Source organism: Methylorubrum sp. SL192 (genome assembly GCF_026672325.1).
GTDB classification, from domain to species: domain Bacteria; phylum Pseudomonadota; class Alphaproteobacteria; order Rhizobiales; family Beijerinckiaceae; genus Methylobacterium; species Methylobacterium extorquens.
Genome location: NZ_JAPPQV010000003.1, coordinates 517,501 through 536,419, shown reverse-complemented (window position 1 = coordinate 536,419; position 18,919 = coordinate 517,501). Strand labels below are relative to the sequence as shown.

Genomic DNA, 18,919 nt, shown 5'->3' with positions numbered 1-18,919 from the left:
TTTCGGCTTAGCTGGACCGTTTGGCGCGACCGTTTGACGGGACCGTTTTCGAAGCGTCAGTCGCGGGTCGCCCGGTCCTGCAGCGTGTCCAGACGTCCGATGAGCGCTTCGAGACGCTCGCCGACCGGCTCGGTGAGGCTGTCGGCGTAGTGGCTGCGCAGGTTCTTGCCGAGATGGCGGCGCACGCTCGCGCTCAGCGGCGGCGCCTCCGCGGCATCCTCTGCGCGTTTCGTGTCGGCGATGGGCTTCGTCACGGATCGTCTCCCGTCCGGTGCCGGAAGCGGCTGTGAGGCGGCGATCCTGCGCGCTGGAAAGTTAAGGCGAGTTTTACTGCGGCGACCAAGAAACGATTAACCCTCCGTGCCAGGGCACGGAGGGTTCTTCTTCCTCGAAACCATCGGTCCGAGTGCGGCTGCCGTTCTTACCGGGTCGTCGGCAGGAGCAGGTCCGGTAGCCAGAGGGCGATGCCCGGCACGAGGCAGAGCAGGAGGATCGCGACAGCCATCAGGATCACGAAGGGCAGGGTGCCCCAGATGATGTCCTTGAGCGGGATGTCGGGGGCGATGTTCTTGATGACGAAGATGTTGAGGCCCACCGGCGGGTGGATCAGCCCCATCTCCATGGTGATCGTCATCACCACGCCGAACCAGACGAGGTCGAACCCGGCTTCCTTGAGCGGCGGCAGGATGATCGGCGCCGTCATCAGGATGATCGAGACCGGCGGCAGGAAGAAGCCGAGCGCGATCACCAGGGCCAGGATCGTGACGAGCAGGACCCAGGGCGAGAGCTGCATCGCGACGATGGCCTGGGCCGCCGCCTGTGAGATGTGGAGGTAGCTCATCACGTAGGCGTAGAGGAGCGACATGCCGATGATCAGCATCAGCATGGTCGATTCCCGCAGCGTCGCCGTGAGGATCGGGTCGAGATCGCGGAAGCGCCACACGCCGTAGATCACCGCGATCAGCGCCAGCGCCAGCAGGCCGCCGAGGCCGGCCGTCTCGGAGGGCGTGGCGTAGCCGCCGTAGAGCGCGACCATGACGCCGGTGAGCAGCACCACAAAGGGCAGCACCCGCGGCAGCGTCGAGAAGCGCTCGCGCATGCTGTAGCTGTCCTCCTTGAGGATCGGATGCTGCGCGCCCGTCCGCTCGTAGGCGAGCTTGGCCGCCGCGAACTCCGAGCGGAAGCGGAACACCGACCAACTCGCAAACAGCGCGACGAGGAGGAAGCCCGGGCCGATGCCGGCCAGGAACAGGCGCCCGAGCGATTGCTCGGCGGCCACCGCGTAGAGGATCATGGTGATCGAGGGTGGCAGCAGGATGCCGAGCGTGCCGCCCGCCGCGATGATCCCGGCGGCGAAGCCCGGCGAGTAGCCGCGGCGGCGCATTTCCGGAATGCCCGCCGAGCCGATCGCCGAGCAGGTGGCGGGCGAGGAGCCGGCCATCGCTGCGAACAGGGCGCAGGCGAACACGTTGGCGATGCCCAAACCGCCGGGGATGCGGTGCATCCAGGCATGCATCGCCGAGTAGAGATCCTGGCCCGCCTTGCTCCGTCCGATCGCCGCGCCTTTCAGGATGAAGAGCGGGATCGAGAGCAGGGTGATCGAGGCCATCTCCTCGTAGACGTTCTGCGCCACCGTATCGAGCGAGGCGGCGGGCATGAACACGTACATGAAGGCCAGGGCCACGAAGCCCAGCGCAAACGCGATGGGGATGCCCGAGAGCATCGCCCCCAGGGTCGCCCCGGCATAGAGGAAGCCGATCGCGGCGGTGCTCATGCCTTGCCTCCCCTCGTCGTGATCGGCCGAACCGGGGCCGCTGTCGGTGTGATCGTGCTCTCCAGGGGATCCGGCCCCTCGGGCGTCAGATCCGGGCGGTCGCGCATGTCGCGGTTGACGTCCGCCCCGATGCCGATCTTCGGCTTGGCCCAGCCGGCGGCGCGGGGGCCGTAGAGGACGGCCTCAGTGATCTGCAGGACGAACTGGACGGCGAGCAGGCTCATGCCCGCGGCCATCAGCAGGTAGGGAATCCAGAGCGGCGGCCCCCAGGTCGATTGCGAGATCTGGCCGTCTTCCCAGGCCTCGTGGAACAGGCTCCAGCTCTTCCAGGCGAAGAAGGTCACGAAGGCGAGGCTGACGATGTCGACGAAGATCAGGCGCACCCGGTTGACGCCCGGCGACAGCAAGCCGGTGAGGGCCTCGATGGCGACGTGGCCGCGCTTGGCCTGGACGCCCGCCGCCGACAGGAAGGTCGCGCCGACGATGAGGAACACGGCGGTCTCGTCCTGCCACTCGGTCGGCTCGTGGAAGACGTAGCGGGTCAGGACGGAGTAGCTGAGCACGAGGCAGGCGGCGACGAGCGCCACCCCGCCGCACACCAGGATGAGGTGGTTGAGCCGGCGCGTGGTCCGCTCGATCACGCCGAGCAGGCCCGGAATCCGCGGCTCCTCGGCGCGTTTCGTCTCGGAGGCGGCCGAGGCCGCGTCGAAGGCGTGGCTCATCCGACCTTCTCCGCCAGCTTGAGCAGCTCGGCGCAGCTCGCGTTCTTGTTGGCGAAGTCCTTCCAGGCGGTGTCGCGGGCGATGTCGCGCCACTTGCCGAGATTGACCTCGTCGAGCTGCACCACCTTGGCGCCGGCCTTGCCGAATACTTCCTCGACGCGGGTATCGTCGGCCTTTGCGCCCTCCTGGCCGAAGCTCTCGAGCTCGGCGCCGACCGCCATGATGAGATCCTGCTGGTCCTTGGGCAGACCGGAGAACACGATCTTCGACATCATGATCGGCTCGAGCATGAACCAGTAGGAGCGCTCGCGGCCGGAGGTCAGGGCCTTCGAGATCTCCTCCAGGCGGAACGAGATCAGGCTGGTGGAGGAGGTCAGCACCGCGTCGCAGGCGCCGGTCTGCATCGCGGCGTAGGATTCGTTCGACGGCAGCGAGAGCGTGGCCGCGCCGGCCTGCTTCATCATCAGGTCCATCTCGCGCGAGCCGCCGCGGACCTTCATCCCCTTGGCGTCGTCGGGCGTCAGCAGCGGGCGCTCGCGGCTGGCGATGCCGCCGGCCTGCCAGACCCAGGACACCAGCACGATGCCCTTGGAATCCAGGATCTCGGTGAGCTTGCGGCCGACGGGCGCGTCCTTCCAGGCGAGCGCCTGGGCATAGGAGGAGACCAGGGCCGGCATCAGGCCAATATTCATCTCCGGCACCTCGCCGCCCGCGTAGGGCGAGGGGTAGAGCGAGAGATCGAGCGCCCCTTTGCGCATGGCGCTGAACTGGGCGTTGGTCTTCATCAACGAGGAGCCGGGATAGACCTGCACCTCCATCGCGCCCTTCGAGCGCTCCTTGATGGCGGCCGCGAACTTCCGGCACATCCGATCGCGAAAGTCGCCCTCGTCGATCGAGCCGCCGGGGAACTGGTGCGAGAGCTTCAGGGTCGTGGCGGCCCGGGCCGGGCCGGTTCCGAACTTCAGCAGCGCGGGCGCAGCAAGCCCGGCCGCGAGAAGGTGGCGGCGGTTCAGCGTCATGGCGTTTCCTTCCCAATACCGCTTTCGCGGAATTCTACTCGTCCGTTCGTGCGGACTTTTGTGCGGCGCACAATATACGTTTCAGCGCAGCATTTAATGCAAGATCGCGTCATCTTGCATATTTTGTCAACGCCCGTGAATATGGATCGGCAGGAAATCGCCGATGACTCGACCGATGAACCAGACCCAGCGCCTCAGGCAGACGATCGAGGACGAGATCGTCGAGGGGCGGCTCGCCCTCGGCGCGCGCCTCGACGAGACGCAGCTCGCCGAGCGCTTCGGCGTCTCGCGCACGCCGATCCGCGAGGCGCTGCTGCAGTTGGCCGCCACCGGCCTCGTCGAGACCAAGCCGCGCCGCGGTATGGTCGTGAGCGCGCCTGAGCCGGGCCATCTCTTGGAGATGTTCGAGACGATGGCGGAGCTGGAAGCCGCCTGCGGCCGGCTCGCCGCGCGCCGCCTCACGCCGGAACTCGAGGCGGAGTTGACGGGCGCCGTCGCAGCCTGCGCACGGGCCGCCGCCGCGGGCGATCCGGAAGCCTATTACGGTGAGAACTACGTCTTCCACACGGTGATCTACCGCGCCTGCCGCAATGACTTCCTGTGCGGGCAGGCGCTGGCGCTGCACCGCCGCCTCTCGCCCTACCGCCGCCTGCAACTGCGCACCCGCCACCGGGTGGCGCAATCGCTCGCCGAGCACGAGGCGGTCGTCGCCGCGATCCTTGCCAGCGATGGCGCCGCGGCGGCCGATCAGCTCCGCCGCCACGTCCTGATCCAGGGCGACGGCTTTTCGGAACTGGTGGCGAATCTGCGGGCGCTGGATCACAGCGCGGCGTGAGCACCCCGAAGGGTCGCACATCGCGAGCGTCGCTTCCGGTGCCCTGGCAGGGCCAGCGCGGAGGCCGTAAACTCACGCTTCGCGGTTCGCCGTGGAGGTTCTTCGTGTCCCGCCGCCCCATTCCAGGCGCCCTTCCGGTCGCGCTCGCCCTGACGACGCTCGCCGGATCGCCCGCCCTGGCGCAGTCCACCGGACTGCCGGTCTACGAGGGCGCGGGCGGCGATCCGCGGATCGCGGTGGCCCAGCCGGAATCGACGAGCCAAGCCTCCGGCGGCTACGTGCGCTCGATCGAGCCCTCACTCGGGCCCTTCGGCGACCCGCTCGGCCTGCGGCCCCTGCTGAAGGAGCGGGGCATCGAGTACAGCCTCACCTACATCGCCGAGACGCTGGGCAATCCCGTCGGCGGTATTCGCCAGGGGGCGATCGTCGAGGACCGGCTGAACCTGCGGCTCAATCTCGACCTGCAACGGCTCGCCGGCTGGGACGGCGCCACGGTGCACGCCAACGCCTACTTCATCCACGGCACCGGCCTGTCGCGCTACGATGTCGGCAACCTGCTGGCCGCCAGCGTGATCGAGGCGCTGCCCGCCTCCCGCCTCTACACACTGTGGCTCGACCAGCAGCTCTTCGACGGCCAACTTGGCATCCGGATCGGCCAGCAAGCGGCCGACACCGAGTTCTTCGTCAGCCAGACCGCGACCCTGTTCGTAAATTCGACCTTCGGCTGGCCGGCGATCGCCGCGCTCGACCTGCCGAGCGGCGGCCCGGCCTACCCGCTCGCGACGCCGGCGATCCGGGCCAAATACGTGCCGGGCAACGGCTTCTCGCTCCAAGCCGGGCTCTATGACGGCGATCCGGCCGGGGCCAATCGCCCGGGCGAAGACCCCGAGGGGCAGCGCCTCGACCGCACCGGCACCAATTTCCGCACCCGCGATCCCGCCCTCGTCGTGGCCGAGGCGACCTACGCCTTCAACACGCAGGAAGGTTCGAAGGAACTGCCCGGCGACATCACCCTCGGGGGCTGGCAGCATTTCGGGCGCTTCGAGAGCTTGCGCTTCGACCAGACCGGCCTGCCGCTCGCCGACCCGAACTCCACCGGCATCGGCCGGCGCCTGCGCGGCAATGCCGGAATCTACGCGATCTGGGATCAGACGCTCTACCGAGAATCGGGCAAGGACGACGAGGGGCTCGGCTTCTTCCTGCGCGCGGCGTGGTCGCCGACCCGTTCCAGCCTCGTCTCCGCCTATTTCGATACCGGCCTCGCCTATAAGGGCCTGTTGCCGGGCCGCGACAACGACACGGTGGGCCTCAGCCTGGCGCAGGCCCGCCTCTCCGACGACGCGCGCCGCTCCGACATCGACACCATCGTCCTGACCGGCACGCCGATGCCGCGGCGGCGGGCCGAGACGGTGATCGAGGCGACCTATCAGGCGGTGGTGGTGCCGGGCTTCACCGTCCAACCGGACGCGCAACTGATCCTGCATCCCGGCGGCGGCATCGCCAATCCGCGCGACCCGGAAGGCCGCCGGGTACGCAACGCCGCCGTGCTGGGGCTTCGCGCGACGGTTCAGTATTGAGGGGACCGGCCTTCGAGGCTCGGAAGGCTCCCCTGTGCTCCCCGCCGATCGGCTGTCGCCCGCCGTCTCCGCGCATCGGTGCGGCGGCTCGCGCCCACATGAGCGCTGGGTGATGCGCTCATGGCAGCCGTTCGAAGCGCGTCCAAGGTCTCACCCGGAGGTTCGCGGCGTCGCTGAGCCGGGCAGGTTGCGGGCGGGCGGCTGACCGACTCGCCCTGTCTCGAACGGCACCTTCGCATCGAGGTCGATGGCTGGCCCCAGGATTTGTGGCTTCTGGTTATAGCCGAGCCGTTCCAGACGCTCAGTCGCGAGCTGTACAAGCTTCTGGAAGGTAATATTCTTCTCTTTGCGCAGGATGGATGTGAGGCAGAAGGTGAAGGCGCCGTAGCTGGTCGCGCCATGACGATACTCGTAGGAGTATTGCTCCTCTCCACAGGCTTCGATGATGACGGGGAGGAACGGTCCAATCGGCGCTCCGCGTGCTTTCTTGGCCCGGTCGTAGCTCTTCTGGTCGTTGACGCGGAGCAAGGCGGCGCGTCCCAGGCGGACCGTGGCGAGGTTGGAGCCGAAGAAAGCCTGCCGTTTCGCCGCTTGGCTCGAAAAGGCCTTGTTGAGCGGGGTGAAGTCACGCTCGACCCACATCTCCGCTTCGCGGTTCCATCGGAGCTGGCGGTGCCGAATGTCGTCCGGGGGCGTGATCCCACGTGCGCGACCGGCGCCATCGCGATGCATGCTGCCGGAATGGCAGCAGTCGAAAATCATCAGGAGGTGGGTCTCATAGGGAAGTTGCGCGTAGAAGCTGTTGATCTGCTCATCGGACACGCCGTGCTCTGGCGTCCAGTCGAAGTCATACGGCACGAGCGTCTCAGTGAGACGGTCCGGCTCCTGCTGTTGGCCGTATTCCGGCACGCGCGCGCCGTGCCCGGAGTAGAAGAACACCAACTGGTCACCGGGTTGCGCACCATCGACCAGCCATTCGAGCCGAGAGATGATGCCGTCCGCAGTGGCGCGCTCGTTCAGGCATACGCGAATCTGCTCCGGCTCGAACCCGCAATCCTGCAAGGTCGCGCTCATCGCGAAAACATCGTTGACGCAACCCGACAGCCGATTGGCGGGATCGGGATAATCGTCGATTCCGATCAGGAGTGCTTTGCGCCGCGTGGATGGGGCCGCGGTCGGAAGCGAGCGATTCCAACGATCGACGCCCGCCACCGCTTTGCGACCCACCGCCCTGGATTGACGGGCCGCGAGGTCGACCATCGGCGTCCAGAAGGAGGTTTGGGTCACGGCATGCGTGAGGTAGCCGGCCGCATCATGATCTCCGAAACCGGGGAGATCGAACGGCGTCAGAAGCTGATTGAAATTGTCGACACCTTGAACTTTTAGGGGTGCGGTGAAAACATCGTCGTGTTCGTTGTAGAGATGGTGCCAATGCCTGACGGCAAGACGTTGAACGCGGCCGTATGTCAGATTTCCCAGGACAAAAGGATTTCCGATCTGCGATCCGAACGTCACGTAGTGTGTGCCCGCGAGCGCCTTGGCCGCCTCGCTTTCCGCCGCATCCGCGTGTGAGAAGGCATTGTAAGTGACGAGAGAGCCGAGGCTATGAGCAAGGACGATGTCGGGCTTGTAGTCGCGCAGCGTATCGAGCACGAGCGCGCGGGTCTCTTGCTGGAACTGTTCATCCTCCACCCAGGCAACGACGTAGCCGGCGGTCCAGCGGAGTCGGTCCGAAATATTGCTGACCGGGCCACGCGGCTGACGAAACAAGCCGCCGAGGCCGCTGCGCGCCAGCTTCCAGAAGGCGCCGAGCGTCTCCGCAAAATTGATATCGGTGCGTTCGAATATGGGATCGTAGGTCAGAAATCGGAAATCCAATTCAACGCCAGCACTCGTTCCGACGGCTCGCTTGATCGCACTCGACCAATCTGCGTCCCAGTTGCTTTGACGTTGATCGCCAAGGCCATGCACGCAGAGAATTCGCAATGAACTCGGCATGAGCCATGCTCCCGTGTCGCGGGGATAAACGCCTGAAGTTTCTGATTTACCGCTCGACGAATACAATAAGTCTGGCGCAGGGTTTTGCTAAGATCAATCCCTTGGAGTGCGCAAAATATGATTAGAGGCGTGTGAACACTCCGCGCCCGCTTCGCACGTCCAGCCGCCCTGCGGGCACCGTTCATTTTCAATCCCTCACAGCCGACGTCGGCCATGAGCCGGCGCCGGTTGAGGGGCCCGAGCCCTCAGAACGAGGCCCGCACGCCACCGAACACGCTGCGGCCGTTGCCCGGAAAGAACGCCACCGGCCCGCCCGCCACGGTCGCGGCGTTGGTTACCGTCGAGATGTCGGAGACGTAGCGTTCGTCCGTCAGATTGCGGGCATCCATGAACAGCGAGACGCCGTTGGAAAAGTCGATGCCGGCCTGGAGGCCGAGCAGGGCGTAGCCCGGCACCTTGAGGGTGTTGGCGTGGTCGGCGAAGGCGCCCTGCGGCACCCAATCGAGGGTCGGGGCGAGATGGAAGCCGCTCGGATGCCGGTAGCCGAGCACCGTGCGCAGCACGTTCACCGGCACGCCGGCGATGCGGTTGTTGGCAAAGACCGGGTCGCCGACGAAGCGGAAATCGTTGTGGGTCCAGATCTGCGTCACGGCGAGCCGATCGCCGACGCCGGTCAGATCCGTGGCGAGGTCGAGGGTCACGGCGGCCTCGACGCCCTGGTGGCGGGTGCGCGGCGCGTTGAAGGTCGCCGCCGGGATGTTCAAGCCTGGATTGGGCGTGAAGTTGATCAGGGCGTCGCGGACTTCCGCCCGGTAGAGCGTCACATCCCAGGCGAGGCGATCGATCCGGCCGCGTGAGCCCGCCTCGTAGGTCCAGGCGCGTTGCGCCTCGAGCGGCACGAAGGTGGTGCCGAGCAGGTTCGCCTGCACGAGGTCGGAGAAGTCCGGCACGTCGCGCGAGCGGGTGATGTCGGCAAACACCTGAATCTCCGGCAGCGGTTGCCACAGCAGGCCGAGCTTCGGGTTGATGCCCTCGTAGGTGACATTGGCAAAGCGCGCCGTGGGGCTCGCCGGCAGGCCGCCCCTGTCGCTGAAGGTGCGGTTCGCGGAGAACAGCTTGGCGCCGGTCATCAGCGCCATGTCGGGCCGGAACCAGAACCGGTTCTCGGCATAGGCCTCGTAGTTCGAGGCGCTCTGGCGGGCATTGAGCGTCTGGGCGCCGCGGAACCCCGCCACGTTCACGAACTGCCGGGCGTCGTTGATGCCGGCGAACGCCCGCAGGCCGAGGATCAGGTCGTTGCGGAAGCCGCCGAGATCGAAGGTGCCGGCCCAGCGCGGCGCGACGCCGTAGGTCCAGCCGTCCTGGTCGATCACCTGGAAGATCGGGTGATAGAGGTTCTTGTGAATCGCCCAGGAATCGATGTCGAGGCGCCCGACCTCCAGTTCGAACGAGGTGCGGTTGGCGATGCGCTCCGTCGTCACTTTTCGCGATTGGTTGCCGGCAAGGGCCGCCGGGTTGGCAAGGCGGGGATTGTTCAGCGCGTCGAACAGCGAGAGCGAGCCGGGCAGCTTCTGGTCGGTGTCGTAGAAGCCGAGGAAGAACCGCGTCTCGACGCCCGGCGCGAGGCGGTAGCCGAGATTGGCGTTCACGTTGCGGGTGCGCTGGGTCTCGTGATCGCGAAATCCGTCGGAATTGGTTGCGGTGCCGGAGATCAGGACATCGGCCGGCCCTGAGATCCGCGAGAGCTGGAAATGCTCGCGGATGGTGTTGAAGCTGCCGCCGTCGATCCGAACGCTGTTCGGGCTGAGCGCCGTGTAGGCGGTCGGCGTCACGAAGTTCACCGCGCCGCCGAGCGTGGTCGCGCCGAAGGTCAGCGCGTTGCCGCCCTTGTAGACCTCGACCGAGCGCAGGCTCAGCGGATCGATCTGGTAGAAGTCGCCGCTGCCGTCGGCGAGGTTGAGCGGAATGCCGTCCTGCAAGAGTTCGATGCCGCGGACATGGAAGCCGCGGGCGATGCCGGAGCCGCGGATCGAGAGGCGCATCTCCTGACCGTAGCGCTCCTGCACGAACACGCCGGGCACGTCTTTCAGCACGTCGCGCACGGTGTTGGCGTAGCGGTTCTGGAACGTCGCGGCATCGACGAAGGCGACCGAGCCGACGGTGGCGTTCACCGCCGCTCGCTGCGCGGCCACGCTCGGCACGGTGAGCGAGCCGGCGGTCTCGGCCGGGCCGGCGGGGCGCCCGGTGGCGGGCGCAGCGGTGCCGGAGACGCTGATTTCCGAAAGCGTCGCGCTCTCCCGACGCGCCTGCGCAAGGACGGGGGCGGGCAGGACGAGGCCGGAGACGAGCAGGGTCGAGGACAGGGCGGCACGCGGCACGGCCCGGTGACGGAAAGGCATGAGGAAACGTCCGTTGTCTGAAGGATCGGGAGAGGCGATCGATCAGACGACGGGTGGGGCGCGTACGCTCGGGCGTGTGCCGGGCGGGGCACGGGGGAGGGCGACGATCTCGGGCCGCCATGCGACCGGGGCGGCCTGCTCCCGCGGCCACGCGACGAGGGCGTGGGCGGGCTCCGGAACGTCGAGGCTCGGCAGCGCGTGCGCGGCTTGGCAGCAGGGCAGGTGCCCGTGGCCCGGATGCGACTTCAGGGGGCCGTCGGCCTCAACGGCATCGGGGGCGCAGAGGATGTGAACGAGACCGTTCTGCGGGCCGAGGCTCCCGGCGAGCGAGGCTCCGCCGAGGACGACCTGCAGGGCGAGCGCGTAGAGCGCGGCCACGGCGATGACCGCGCGGCACACGGACCATCCCGGCAAGCGCCCTCGCATGGCGCCAGCTATGGCCAAGCTTGCCCGAACGTCAACGGAGGCGGGTTCGGCCGAGCCCTGTTTTCTCATGCGGCCGACCGCGGAACGGAAGACCGGCCCGCGCGAGCCGAAACGGTCAGGTGTTGCGGCCGTCGGAGACCAGTTTTCGCAATTGCTTGAGGGCGAGGGCGTGCCCCGCGTTCAGGTCGAGCGGTCCGGCAAAGCCGCCGTCGCGGTCCATCATGTAGACCATCAGCGTGTGCTCCAGGGTGTAGTCGCCCCCCGGCAGCGGCACCCGCTTCACATAGGCGCGGTAATCGCGCGCCACCCGCTCGATCTGCTGCGGCGTGCCGCTCAATCCTGTGATCCGATCGGTGAACGAGGCCATGTATTCGCGCATCACCGCCTGCGTGTCCCGCTCAGGGTCGAGGGTGATGTAGTAGGCCTGGATCTCGCCGCCCTGACTGCCGAATTCATCGAGCAGGGTGCCGAGGTCGGCCAGCGTCGTCGGGCAGACGTTCGGGCACTGGGTGAAGCCGAAGAAGACGAGGAAGGGTTTGCCCTTCAGCGCCTGCGAATCGACGGTGCCGCCCTTCGAGGATTCGAGCCGGAACGGGCCGCCGACCACCGACAGGGCGGAGGGCCTGTCCCCCCGCGGCAGGAAGGCGACCGTCGCCGCCACGATGCCGACGAGGGCGAGCGCGAAGGCGGCGAGGATCAGCGTGCTCCCCCGCTGCGAGGCGGGGGAAGCCGTCCGGGGCTCGGGTTCCGGTTCAGTGGCCATGGTCGTGTCCCCCGTGGTCGTGCGCCTCGGGCCCCTTCTCGGACCGCGTCTCGGGGGCCTTGGCGGCGAGGCTTTCCACGGCGAACTCGACCGGAACGCTGCCGGCCCGCTCGAAGCGCAGCATCCCCTTCACCCGCTCGCCCTTCTTCAGCGGCGTTGCCAGGTCGAGGAACATCAAGTGATGGCCGCTGGGGGCGAGCGTCACCGTCTGGCCGGGCGGGATCGCCAGGCCGTCGGCGAGCGGCGCCATCTTCATCACGCCGCCCTCCATCGACATCGTGTGCAGCTCCCCGCGCCCGGCCGCCTCGATCGCGCCGCCGGTGAGCCGGTCGGGTTCGGTGCCGGTATTCGTAACCGTGAGATAGCCGGCCGCGACCCGCGCGCCGCCGGGCGTCGCCCGTGACCAGGGATGGCCGATCTTGAGCGGGCCGGCCTTGTAGTCATGGGCGTGGGCCGGGCTCGTCGCGGCAAGGCCGAGCGCGAGGAGGGCGGCCGGGACAGCGTGAAGGCGCATGATCGTGTCTCCGTTCGGAGCGGGAAAGGGGAGGGCGCGCGGACCTCGAGCCTCGAACGCCGCATGCGGGGGCGATGCTCCCGTGAGGCTCCTGCCCGCGCGGTGATGTCGCCGTTCAGTGGTGATGCTTGTGGCCGTCGGTCTCGGGCGCGGCGCCGGGTCCTTGCCTGTCGGGTCCTTGCGCGCCGATCGGTGCCACGGTGAAGGTCACCGGCACCGTTCCGGCCCGCTCGAAGGTCAGTGTGCCCGCGACGGTCTCGCCCGCCTTCAGCCCGTCCTTCAGGTCGAGGAACATCAGGTGGTAGCCGCCGGGCTTGAGCGCGACGCCGGCCCCCGGTGCGAGAGCGAGGCCACCCTCGACGGGGGCCATCTTCATCACGCCGCCCTCCGTCGTCATCGAGTGGATCTCGGCCCGGCCCGCCTGGGGGATCGCGGCACCCGTCAGCCGGTCGGGCTCGGTGCCGGTGTTGCGCAAAGTCACGTAGCCGCCGGCGACCTTCGCGCCGCCCGGCGTCGCCCGCAGCCAGGGCGCCTCGATCGCGATCGCTCCGGCCTTCGCGGCGGGCACGGCCGGAGCCTGCGTCGTCGTTGCTTGGGTCGCCGTTCCTCGCGCGGCGATGATCCGCACTGCCGGGGCCGGCGCCTTCAGGGCCTGCGCGTTCCCGTTCTCGGCCGGAACATCGCTCCAGCGGTAGCTGCCCTCGGTGCAGTCCTGCTCGACGGGGAAGTAGATCGTCGCGCCCGGCGCGAAGGCGTCGGAAATCCGGGCGAAGAAGGAGAACTCGTCGATCTGCTCGTCCGGCAGGCTGCCGCCGCTCCAGGTAATTTTCGTGACGCCCTCCGAGACCTGTCCGTGAAAGGACGGGTAGGACCGGGCATAGGCCGACTTGACGGTTTCGATCGTCCAGCCGGGCTTCGGCATCGGCTTGGCCCCGGTCACGCCCTCGGGGATGGTGACGCTGATGCGGGTGGTCGGCCGTCCGTCACAGCCGTGCATGATCTGGACGACGCCGCGATAGGCGGCGTTCGGCGCGGCCTCCTTGCGCTCCAGCACGGCATGGGCCGAGGCGGGCGAGACGAGGCCGAAGACGGCGCAAGGAACAGCGCTTGAGCCGATCAGGACGAGCGGCAGGGCGGCGCGAAGCGGGGCGCTGAGGCAGAGGCGAGGCATGGGACGGTTCCGGTTGTCTGACATCGAAGGATCGCTTGGCGAGGGATCACTTGGATCGGGCGGGTCAGGCAGCCGGCGGGGCTCGGGCGTGGGCGAGGGTGAAGGGCGGCGGACGGGCAGCCCGGCGCTGGACCCCGGACCAACCTGCGCGGGCGGCATCCCGCTCGGGCCACGCGGCCTCGGCGGAGAGGGGAGGGGTGAGCGTGGCGGCGGGCTGGTGATGCGCGGCGGTGCAGCAGCCGGCGTGGTGTGAATCCGGGGCCGGAAGCCCGTCCTTCGCCGCCTCGGCGGAGACGGCTCCATCCGCGATCTGTTGCGCGATCGGCTGGCAGAGGAAGGCGGGCGCACCCGTAACGGGAAGGGCGGCAATGCCGCCGAGCAGGGCCTGGAGCACCAGCGCGTAGAGGGCGGCCACGGCGGTCAGCCCGCGCAGGACGCGCGGCGCTCCTCCGGTCCGGTCGCGGCGTGGGCTCGGCATGGACACGAGCCTTACGCCGCTTCGTGCCGCTCCGGTAGGGGCCGGGCCGGCGCCATGCCGCCGCGCCCCGGCGAGGCCTCCCCGAGCGCATCGCTGAACGCACTGCGTGCGCCCTCACACGCGGACGCCATAATGTAGCCCGGAACGGCATGGCTTCTTAACCACGAGACCGCGACAACCGCGGCACGATGACTTGGCCGAGACTTGGTTCTTCGACGCGTCGCGTTTGAGCCATGAATCCCGGCTGGATCCACTGACCGCACCTTTCTCCAGAGCCCGGATCGATGCTGCAGAGCGCGCGCCACCCCCACTTCCGCCCCCTCGCTGCCGCCCTCGTGGCGGCGACGGTGCTCGCCGGCCCGGCGCTTGCCCGCGAGGGCGGGTTCGCCCAGGCCGAGTGGGCGCAGGACTATTCCTCGCCCACGACCATGCAGGTGCATCGGTCCTCGACGCCGATCCTCTCGCCCGACACCATCGCGGCGACTGAGTCGATGGCCGAGAAGTATCGCGCCATCGTCTCCCGCGGCGGCTGGCAGAACGTGAGCGGCGCGGCCGGTCTGCGCGTCGGCTCCCGCGGACCGGCGGTGGCGGCGGTGCGCCAGCGCCTGATCGTCACCGGCGACCTCGACGCCACGGCCGGCGGTGCGGGTGTCTACGATTCCTACGTCGCGGCCGGCGTGAAGCGCTTCCAGGCCCGGCACGGCCTGTCGCAGACCGGCCAGATGAGCCCGGCGACCCAGGCGGCGATGAACGTGCCCGCCGAGGTGCGCCTGCGCCAGCTCGAGACCAACGTGATCCGCCTGCGCTCCTATTCGGGCGATCTCGGCCGGCGCTTCGTCATCACCAACATCCCCGCCGCCCTGGTGCAGACGGTGGAGAACGGCCAGGTCGTGACGCTGCACGCCGCGGGCGTCGGCAAGATCGACCGCCAGTCGCCGATCATGAACACCAAGGCGACGCAGATCAATTTCAACCCGACCTGGACGGTCCCGGCCTCGATCGTGAGGAAGGACCTGATCCCGAAGATGCAGAAGGATCCGAACTACCTCACGGACAACAAGATCCGCATCCTCTCGGGGGGGCAGGAGATCTCGCCGCGCTCCGTGAACTGGAACTCGGATGAGGGCACCCGCTACACCTACCGCCAGGATTCCGGCGCCGACTTCAACTCCATGGGCGTGGTGCGCATCAACATTCCGAACGCGCATGGCGTGTTCATGCACGACACCAACTCCCGCGGCGTGTTCGGCGACGACTTCCGCTTCATCTCCTCGGGCTGCGTGCGCGTGCAGAACGTGCGCGAGTACATCACGTGGCTGCTGAAGGACACGCCCGGCTGGGACCGCACCCGGGTCGAGCAGGCGGTGGAGAGCGGCCAGCGCATCGATGCGACGCTGACCCAGCCCGTGCCGGTCTACTGGACCTACATCACTGCCTGGGCGACCCCGGACGGCACGGTGCAGTTCCGCGACGACATCTACAAGCGCGACGGCGTGAACGTGCCCTCCACCATCGAGGCGCCGACGCCGGTCGCAAGCGCCGCCTCGACCCGGCCCGAAGTGTACGAGCCGGGCGACGAGGAGAACTAAGCGCCCGCTCGTTCGAGCCATCTGCCGGGTGACGCCAAACAGCCCGGGCCGGATCTCGCATCCGGCCCGGGCTGTTCGCGTTTCAGGGCGCTTGATCCCGGGCGCGGCCCGCTGGCCGCAAGGCCGCGTGCCGTGAAGACCGCCCGGTCTTCGGAGCGCGCGGATTTCTTCGAAAAAAGAACGGGGCGCCGGATTAAAGGCGTGGGCCAGCCGTCAACGGATTATGGTGGCCGACAGAATGCGCTCGAAACGCTCCGAAATCGTCGACCTGCTGGTGCCCTTGCGGCGCTACGCCCGGTCGCTCACGCGGGATTCGCTGAAAGCGGATGACCTCGTGCACGATACCATGGTTCGCGCCCTCGAATCGCGCGCGAACCTGAGGCCGGACACCAACCTGCGCACCTGGATGATGACGGTGCTGCACAACGTCTTCATCGATGAGCAGCGCCGCAAACGTGTCGAGGCACGCCACGCCGATGTGCTGGTGCAGCTCTCCGACGACGTGGCACCGCCGGCCCAAGAGGGGCAGGTGCGGCTCATGCAGATCCGCAAGGCGTTCGAAGGACTGCCCGAGGAGCAGCGCGCCGCGCTCCACCTCGTGACGCTCGAAGGCATGGCTTATGCCGACGCGGCGGCCGTGCTCGGAATCCCGATCGGAACCCTGATGTCGCGGCTCGGCCGCGGCCGGGCGGCCCTACGCGCCTTCGAGGAAGGCGGCCGCAAGGGCAAGGCCACCGCCGGATCTTCCGACGATGGCCCCGACCGTGGCCGTGCACATCTACGCGTTGTTGGTGGGAATTGATGACCCTGTTGAGCCGTTAACAACGGAAGACACCGGAAAACGAAGAGGTTCGACGGTGGGCAAGCAGGGCAGTCGGAGTGGGCTGATGGTCGATCCGGTTACGGAAACCGAACTCATCGCGTATGTCGATGGTGAACTCGAGCCGATGCGTCGCGTCGAAGTCGAGGCGCATCTCGCGCGCAATCCGCAGGACGCGCTGCAGGTCATGGCCGACCTGCGCGACCGCGACGCCCTGCGTGAAGCCTTCCTGCCGGTGCCGAGCCTGCCGCCGGAGCGGTTGCGCTCCAGCGCTCGCCGGATCGACCGCGCCTTCGCGTGGCAGCGGGTTCGCTCCCGCCTGCGCCGGGCGGCGGCGGTCGTGGTCCTGGTCGGAGCGGGCTGGCTCGCCCACACCGAGAGCGGCAGCTTCGGCGTTCCCGGCTCCATCGCTTCGCCGATCGATCCGTCCCTGGCCGAGGAAGCCAAGCAGGCCCGCGAGGCCGTGCAGATCCGCGCCCGCACGACCAGCCAGCCCATGGCCTCGGCCTACGATCCGGCCGATCTCGAAGCTGCGACCGGTGTCGATCTTCCGCCTCTGCCGAAGGGGTGGATCGTCCGGGACGTGCAGATCTTCCCGAGCCGGAGCGGCACCGGGATCGAGGTCTCGATCCAGTCGGCCGAGATCGGCGAACTCGCGCTGTTCGCCAAGCACAGCAGCGGCGCGCCCCTGTCCGAAGGGACGGAGCCGGTTGCACGCTCGAGCGACGGGACGACGGCCTATTGGCGGACCGGCGGCACCGCCTACGCGCTGAGCGGCTCGCGCGACGACCCGGCCCTGCACGCCGCCGCCGCCCGCCTTGCCGCGCTCCGGAAGTAAGAGCTTTCCCAAGCGCGCCACCGAGTTCCTCGGTGGCGCGCGAGCCTAGATTAAGAGCCGAGTGTTTCGTCTTGGATCGATCCAGGCCGAGACACTCGGCTTTCTTTTGGCTCCGGCAGCCGCATCGGGGCGGGCTCGTTTCTGTTGACCTTGCCACCAGGTCGCGCCTGATGTGGGCCTGCTGGTTCTGAAGCTCGGCGATGAGCGTGATGGCCCTCTCGCGATCGAAGCGGACGCCATCCTGCTCCTGCTCCCAAATGATCCGTGCGACCTCGTTCTCGGTCTCCAGGGTCAGTTCGGACCAGACGGGGTTGGGCTGAACGTTCCTGGTCCCGAAGAGGAAATCCGCGGCGACTTTACGGTTCGCCCCGTCCCACCCGATGCGCTTCTCGATGAGGCGCCAGAGGGCGAGCGTGCCTCTGATGTCGCCATCGGGTAGACCGACATGGCGGGGGAGCAAGCGCCGAAGCACCCGGTGTACTCGCCCTTTTTGGTGCCCGTGCGGTAGCCCCAGGCGCTAAGGCTATGCCTCTTGAGGTACTTGGCCTGGCATCCGGCCCTCGCGGATGCGCTTGAGGTCGGGGCCGATCAGGGCGTCATACGGCTAGGCCACCTTTGCGATGACCTGGGTGTCCCGCGACTTAGCGGGGCGACACCAACCGGGATAAAGCTTCTCGATTGCCCGGTAGTCGTACCCAGTGCCGTTGTGGGCCAGGAGGAGTGAGGCCTGCCCGCGGAACTCGATGCAGTCCGCAAGGGACCCCGCCCAGAGATCCACGCCCCAGTAGAACGCCTCGCCCGTGTCGATATCCACCGCGGCAGTGCACCAGAAGGCGATCAGCCCGGGGAAGAAGTCGCCGCTCTCGATGTCGAAGATCAGACCCCGGCCGTGCCCTGTGCGGTCCCCCCCGAAGAAACGGCGTCGGGTCCCAGGCTTCGTCTTCCGGCCGCCACCGCAGGGCGGCGCCAGAGCGGGTGCTCATGTGTCGGGTCGTCTCCGGGCAAAGAAAAAGCCGCCCAGAGGCGGACAGAGGTTGAGGGTCTGGTGGGTGTCGTCAGCAGGCCGCGTTGTAGCCGATGCAGACGTTGGAGCTGTCGCCCCCGTTGCCGTAATCCCTGGCCCCCTGCTTCACGTTGATCCATCGGCCGCGCCGGTAGACGTTGCCGGTGGAGCCCCCGAGGTTCGTGACCCCGGTATCCACCTTCGAGAGGATCATGTCCCCCACGATGTTGTCGCTCGCTGCCGACCACGCGACGCCCACGAGGCTAGTCGTGTCGGCGTAGTTCACGCACTCGCCGCCGAGGATCTGGCTCTTCTTCACGCAGGTGATCTGGTAGCAGACCCCGTTCGTGGTCGCGTCGGCGCGGTGGTAGAACAGGTTGCCGTAATAGGCGCCCTGCGTGATGTCTGTGATATCGACCGCAGCGTTGAAGAAGTCAGTCTGGCTGCTGAAGATATTGATGGGCGGGGTCTGCTGGCTGGGCCGCAGGAACCACCCAAAGCGCACCGCAACGTTGATGCAACGCCCACAGTAGAGCCCCTCCATATAGCCGGAGAGGTTGTAGGCTTGCTCCGCTGCGTTGCAGCGGGTGTCCGAGAAGACGTAGTTGGTCATCCCCGGCAGCGTGTTCACGATGTCGAAGCAGACATCCATGTTGGTGAGACTGGCGGGCCCGCCGCTGGTCGACTGCCGCCCGGTCACCGTGACTTCGATACCTTGGGCGTGTTCACGTTGCGGAGACGGTGCCCGTTATTGAAGCCATGCTGGCCCGGATCCATGCCGCGGAACTCCGTGTGGCTGATCTGGACGCGCTCTTCGAGGTTGCTCTGGATGGGTAGCCGTAGCGGCGGAAGGTGGCGGCCTCTAGTTTCCAGGTGTCGGACTTCCAGTAGGGGGCATATGCGAGTGGTCGAAAAGGTGCTGGAGTACCTGCCTTTCGAACTCCCACAGGAACGGCTCCCGCCGAGATCCGCCGCCAGACTGCGACGCTCGAG

At 67.9% G+C, this 18,919-nt stretch carries 17 protein-coding genes; 5 read left to right on the top strand and 12 right to left on the bottom strand.

The genetic code is table 11. The features are described from left to right. Positions 1 to 56: 56 nt before the first annotated feature. From OVA30_RS03305 to dctP, 4 genes are all read right to left on the bottom strand, one after another. On the bottom strand, positions 57 to 254 hold the full coding sequence (locus tag OVA30_RS03305) for a NepR family anti-sigma factor (protein ID WP_012253017.1): 198 nt from the start codon (positions 252 to 254) through the stop codon (positions 57 to 59). Between the two features lie 167 nt (positions 255 to 421). Then, positions 422 to 1,774: a TRAP transporter large permease gene (locus tag OVA30_RS03300; protein ID WP_003603321.1), complete on the bottom strand. Its 1,353-nt coding sequence runs from the start codon at positions 1,772 to 1,774 to the stop codon at positions 422 to 424. Then, complete coding sequence (locus OVA30_RS03295) at positions 1,771 to 2,496, bottom strand: TRAP transporter small permease (protein ID WP_268174603.1); 726 nt, start codon at positions 2,494 to 2,496, stop codon at positions 1,771 to 1,773. Before OVA30_RS03295 ends, OVA30_RS03300 begins: the two co-directional genes overlap by 4 nt. Continuing rightward, positions 2,493 to 3,515: a TRAP transporter substrate-binding protein DctP gene (dctP, locus tag OVA30_RS03290; RefSeq protein ID WP_268174602.1), complete on the bottom strand. Its 1,023-nt coding sequence runs from the start codon at positions 3,513 to 3,515 to the stop codon at positions 2,493 to 2,495. Before dctP ends, OVA30_RS03295 begins: the two co-directional genes overlap by 4 nt. Before the next feature lie 163 nt (positions 3,516 to 3,678). Between dctP and OVA30_RS03285 the strand changes: the two genes are divergently transcribed. After that, a complete protein-coding gene (locus OVA30_RS03285; RefSeq protein WP_012253014.1) occupies positions 3,679 to 4,350 on the top strand; it encodes a GntR family transcriptional regulator in 672 nt (223 codons plus the stop codon). A gap of 104 nt (positions 4,351 to 4,454) precedes the next feature. Then, positions 4,455 to 5,927, top strand: a complete 1,473-nt coding sequence (locus tag OVA30_RS03280; RefSeq protein ID WP_268174601.1) for a carbohydrate porin — start codon at positions 4,455 to 4,457, stop codon at positions 5,925 to 5,927. Positions 5,928 to 6,077: 150 nt separating this feature from the next. Here OVA30_RS03280 and OVA30_RS03275 read toward each other — a convergent pair whose 3' ends face one another. The 7 genes from OVA30_RS03275 to OVA30_RS03245 form a co-directional block, all read right to left on the bottom strand. After that, positions 6,078 to 7,925 (bottom strand): caspase family protein, encoded by a 1,848-nt coding sequence (locus tag OVA30_RS03275; protein WP_268174600.1) that lies wholly within the window; start codon positions 7,923 to 7,925, stop codon positions 6,078 to 6,080. Positions 7,926 to 8,170: 245 nt separating this feature from the next. Beyond that, on the bottom strand, positions 8,171 to 10,324 hold the full coding sequence (locus tag OVA30_RS03270; protein ID WP_268174599.1) for a TonB-dependent receptor family protein: 2,154 nt from the start codon (positions 10,322 to 10,324) through the stop codon (positions 8,171 to 8,173). A 42-nt stretch (positions 10,325 to 10,366) separates the two neighbouring features. Beyond that, positions 10,367 to 10,723 (bottom strand): hypothetical protein, encoded by a 357-nt coding sequence (locus OVA30_RS03265; RefSeq protein ID WP_268177449.1) that lies wholly within the window; start codon positions 10,721 to 10,723, stop codon positions 10,367 to 10,369. A gap of 142 nt (positions 10,724 to 10,865) precedes the next feature. Continuing rightward, positions 10,866 to 11,513, bottom strand: a complete 648-nt coding sequence (locus tag OVA30_RS03260) for an SCO family protein (protein ID WP_015822021.1) — start codon at positions 11,511 to 11,513, stop codon at positions 10,866 to 10,868. Continuing rightward, a complete protein-coding gene (locus OVA30_RS03255) occupies positions 11,503 to 12,027 on the bottom strand; it encodes a copper chaperone PCu(A)C (protein ID WP_268174598.1) in 525 nt (174 codons plus the stop codon). The genes OVA30_RS03260 and OVA30_RS03255 overlap by 11 nt, the downstream gene beginning before the upstream one ends. A gap of 115 nt (positions 12,028 to 12,142) precedes the next feature. Next, a complete protein-coding gene (locus OVA30_RS03250) occupies positions 12,143 to 13,198 on the bottom strand; it encodes a DUF1775 domain-containing protein (RefSeq protein WP_268174597.1) in 1,056 nt (351 codons plus the stop codon). 64 nt (positions 13,199 to 13,262) lie between these two features. Continuing rightward, the gene (locus tag OVA30_RS03245) at positions 13,263 to 13,676 is read right to left on the bottom strand and encodes a hypothetical protein (RefSeq protein ID WP_268174596.1); all 414 of its coding nucleotides are present in this window, start codon (positions 13,674 to 13,676) and stop codon (positions 13,263 to 13,265) included. Positions 13,677 to 13,960: 284 nt separating this feature from the next. On the opposite strand from OVA30_RS03245, the gene OVA30_RS03240 reads away from it, so the two are divergent. From OVA30_RS03240 to OVA30_RS03230, 3 genes are all read left to right on the top strand, one after another. Beyond that, positions 13,961 to 15,265 (top strand): L,D-transpeptidase family protein, encoded by a 1,305-nt coding sequence (locus OVA30_RS03240; protein WP_012253006.1) that lies wholly within the window; start codon positions 13,961 to 13,963, stop codon positions 15,263 to 15,265. Between the two features lie 238 nt (positions 15,266 to 15,503). After that, complete coding sequence (locus tag OVA30_RS03235) at positions 15,504 to 16,067, top strand: sigma-70 family RNA polymerase sigma factor (RefSeq protein WP_012752434.1); 564 nt, start codon at positions 15,504 to 15,506, stop codon at positions 16,065 to 16,067. Positions 16,068 to 16,152: 85 nt separating this feature from the next. Next, positions 16,153 to 16,923 carry an anti-sigma factor family protein gene (locus tag OVA30_RS03230; RefSeq protein ID WP_015822017.1) on the top strand — a complete coding sequence of 257 codons (771 nt, stop codon included), beginning with the start codon at positions 16,153 to 16,155 and terminating at the stop codon, positions 16,921 to 16,923. 1,055 nt (positions 16,924 to 17,978) lie between these two features. Here OVA30_RS03230 and OVA30_RS03225 read toward each other — a convergent pair. Then, positions 17,979 to 18,626, bottom strand: coding sequence for a hypothetical protein (locus tag OVA30_RS03225; protein WP_268174595.1), 648 nt, complete (start codon positions 18,624 to 18,626; stop codon positions 17,979 to 17,981). Positions 18,627 to 18,919: the final 293 nt, after the last annotated feature.

What these genes read in the sequence shown, in the direction of transcription:
- OVA30_RS03300 (WP_003603321.1), bottom strand. Translation starts at nt 1,774, where the DNA reads ATGAGCACCGCCGCGATCGGCTTCCTCTATGCCGGGGCGACCCTGGGG.
- OVA30_RS03295 (WP_268174603.1), bottom strand. Translation starts at nt 2,496, where the DNA reads ATGAGCCACGCCTTCGACGCGGCCTCGGCCGCCTCCGAGACGAAACGC.
- dctP (WP_268174602.1), bottom strand. Translation starts at nt 3,515, where the DNA reads ATGACGCTGAACCGCCGCCACCTTCTCGCGGCCGGGCTTGCTGCGCCC.
- OVA30_RS03285 (WP_012253014.1), top strand. Translation starts at nt 3,679, where the DNA reads ATGACTCGACCGATGAACCAGACCCAGCGCCTCAGGCAGACGATCGAG.
- OVA30_RS03275 (WP_268174600.1), bottom strand. Translation starts at nt 7,925, where the DNA reads ATGCCGAGTTCATTGCGAATTCTCTGCGTGCATGGCCTTGGCGATCAA.
- OVA30_RS03270 (WP_268174599.1), bottom strand. Translation starts at nt 10,324, where the DNA reads ATGCCTTTCCGTCACCGGGCCGTGCCGCGTGCCGCCCTGTCCTCGACC.
- OVA30_RS03260 (WP_015822021.1), bottom strand. Translation starts at nt 11,513, where the DNA reads ATGGCCACTGAACCGGAACCCGAGCCCCGGACGGCTTCCCCCGCCTCG.
- OVA30_RS03255 (WP_268174598.1), bottom strand. Translation starts at nt 12,027, where the DNA reads ATGCGCCTTCACGCTGTCCCGGCCGCCCTCCTCGCGCTCGGCCTTGCC.
- OVA30_RS03250 (WP_268174597.1), bottom strand. Translation starts at nt 13,198, where the DNA reads ATGCCTCGCCTCTGCCTCAGCGCCCCGCTTCGCGCCGCCCTGCCGCTC.
- OVA30_RS03245 (WP_268174596.1), bottom strand. Translation starts at nt 13,676, where the DNA reads ATGCCGAGCCCACGCCGCGACCGGACCGGAGGAGCGCCGCGCGTCCTG.
- OVA30_RS03240 (WP_012253006.1), top strand. Translation starts at nt 13,961, where the DNA reads ATGCTGCAGAGCGCGCGCCACCCCCACTTCCGCCCCCTCGCTGCCGCC.
- OVA30_RS03235 (WP_012752434.1), top strand. Translation starts at nt 15,504, where the DNA reads ATGCGCTCGAAACGCTCCGAAATCGTCGACCTGCTGGTGCCCTTGCGG.
- OVA30_RS03230 (WP_015822017.1), top strand. Translation starts at nt 16,153, where the DNA reads ATGGTCGATCCGGTTACGGAAACCGAACTCATCGCGTATGTCGATGGT.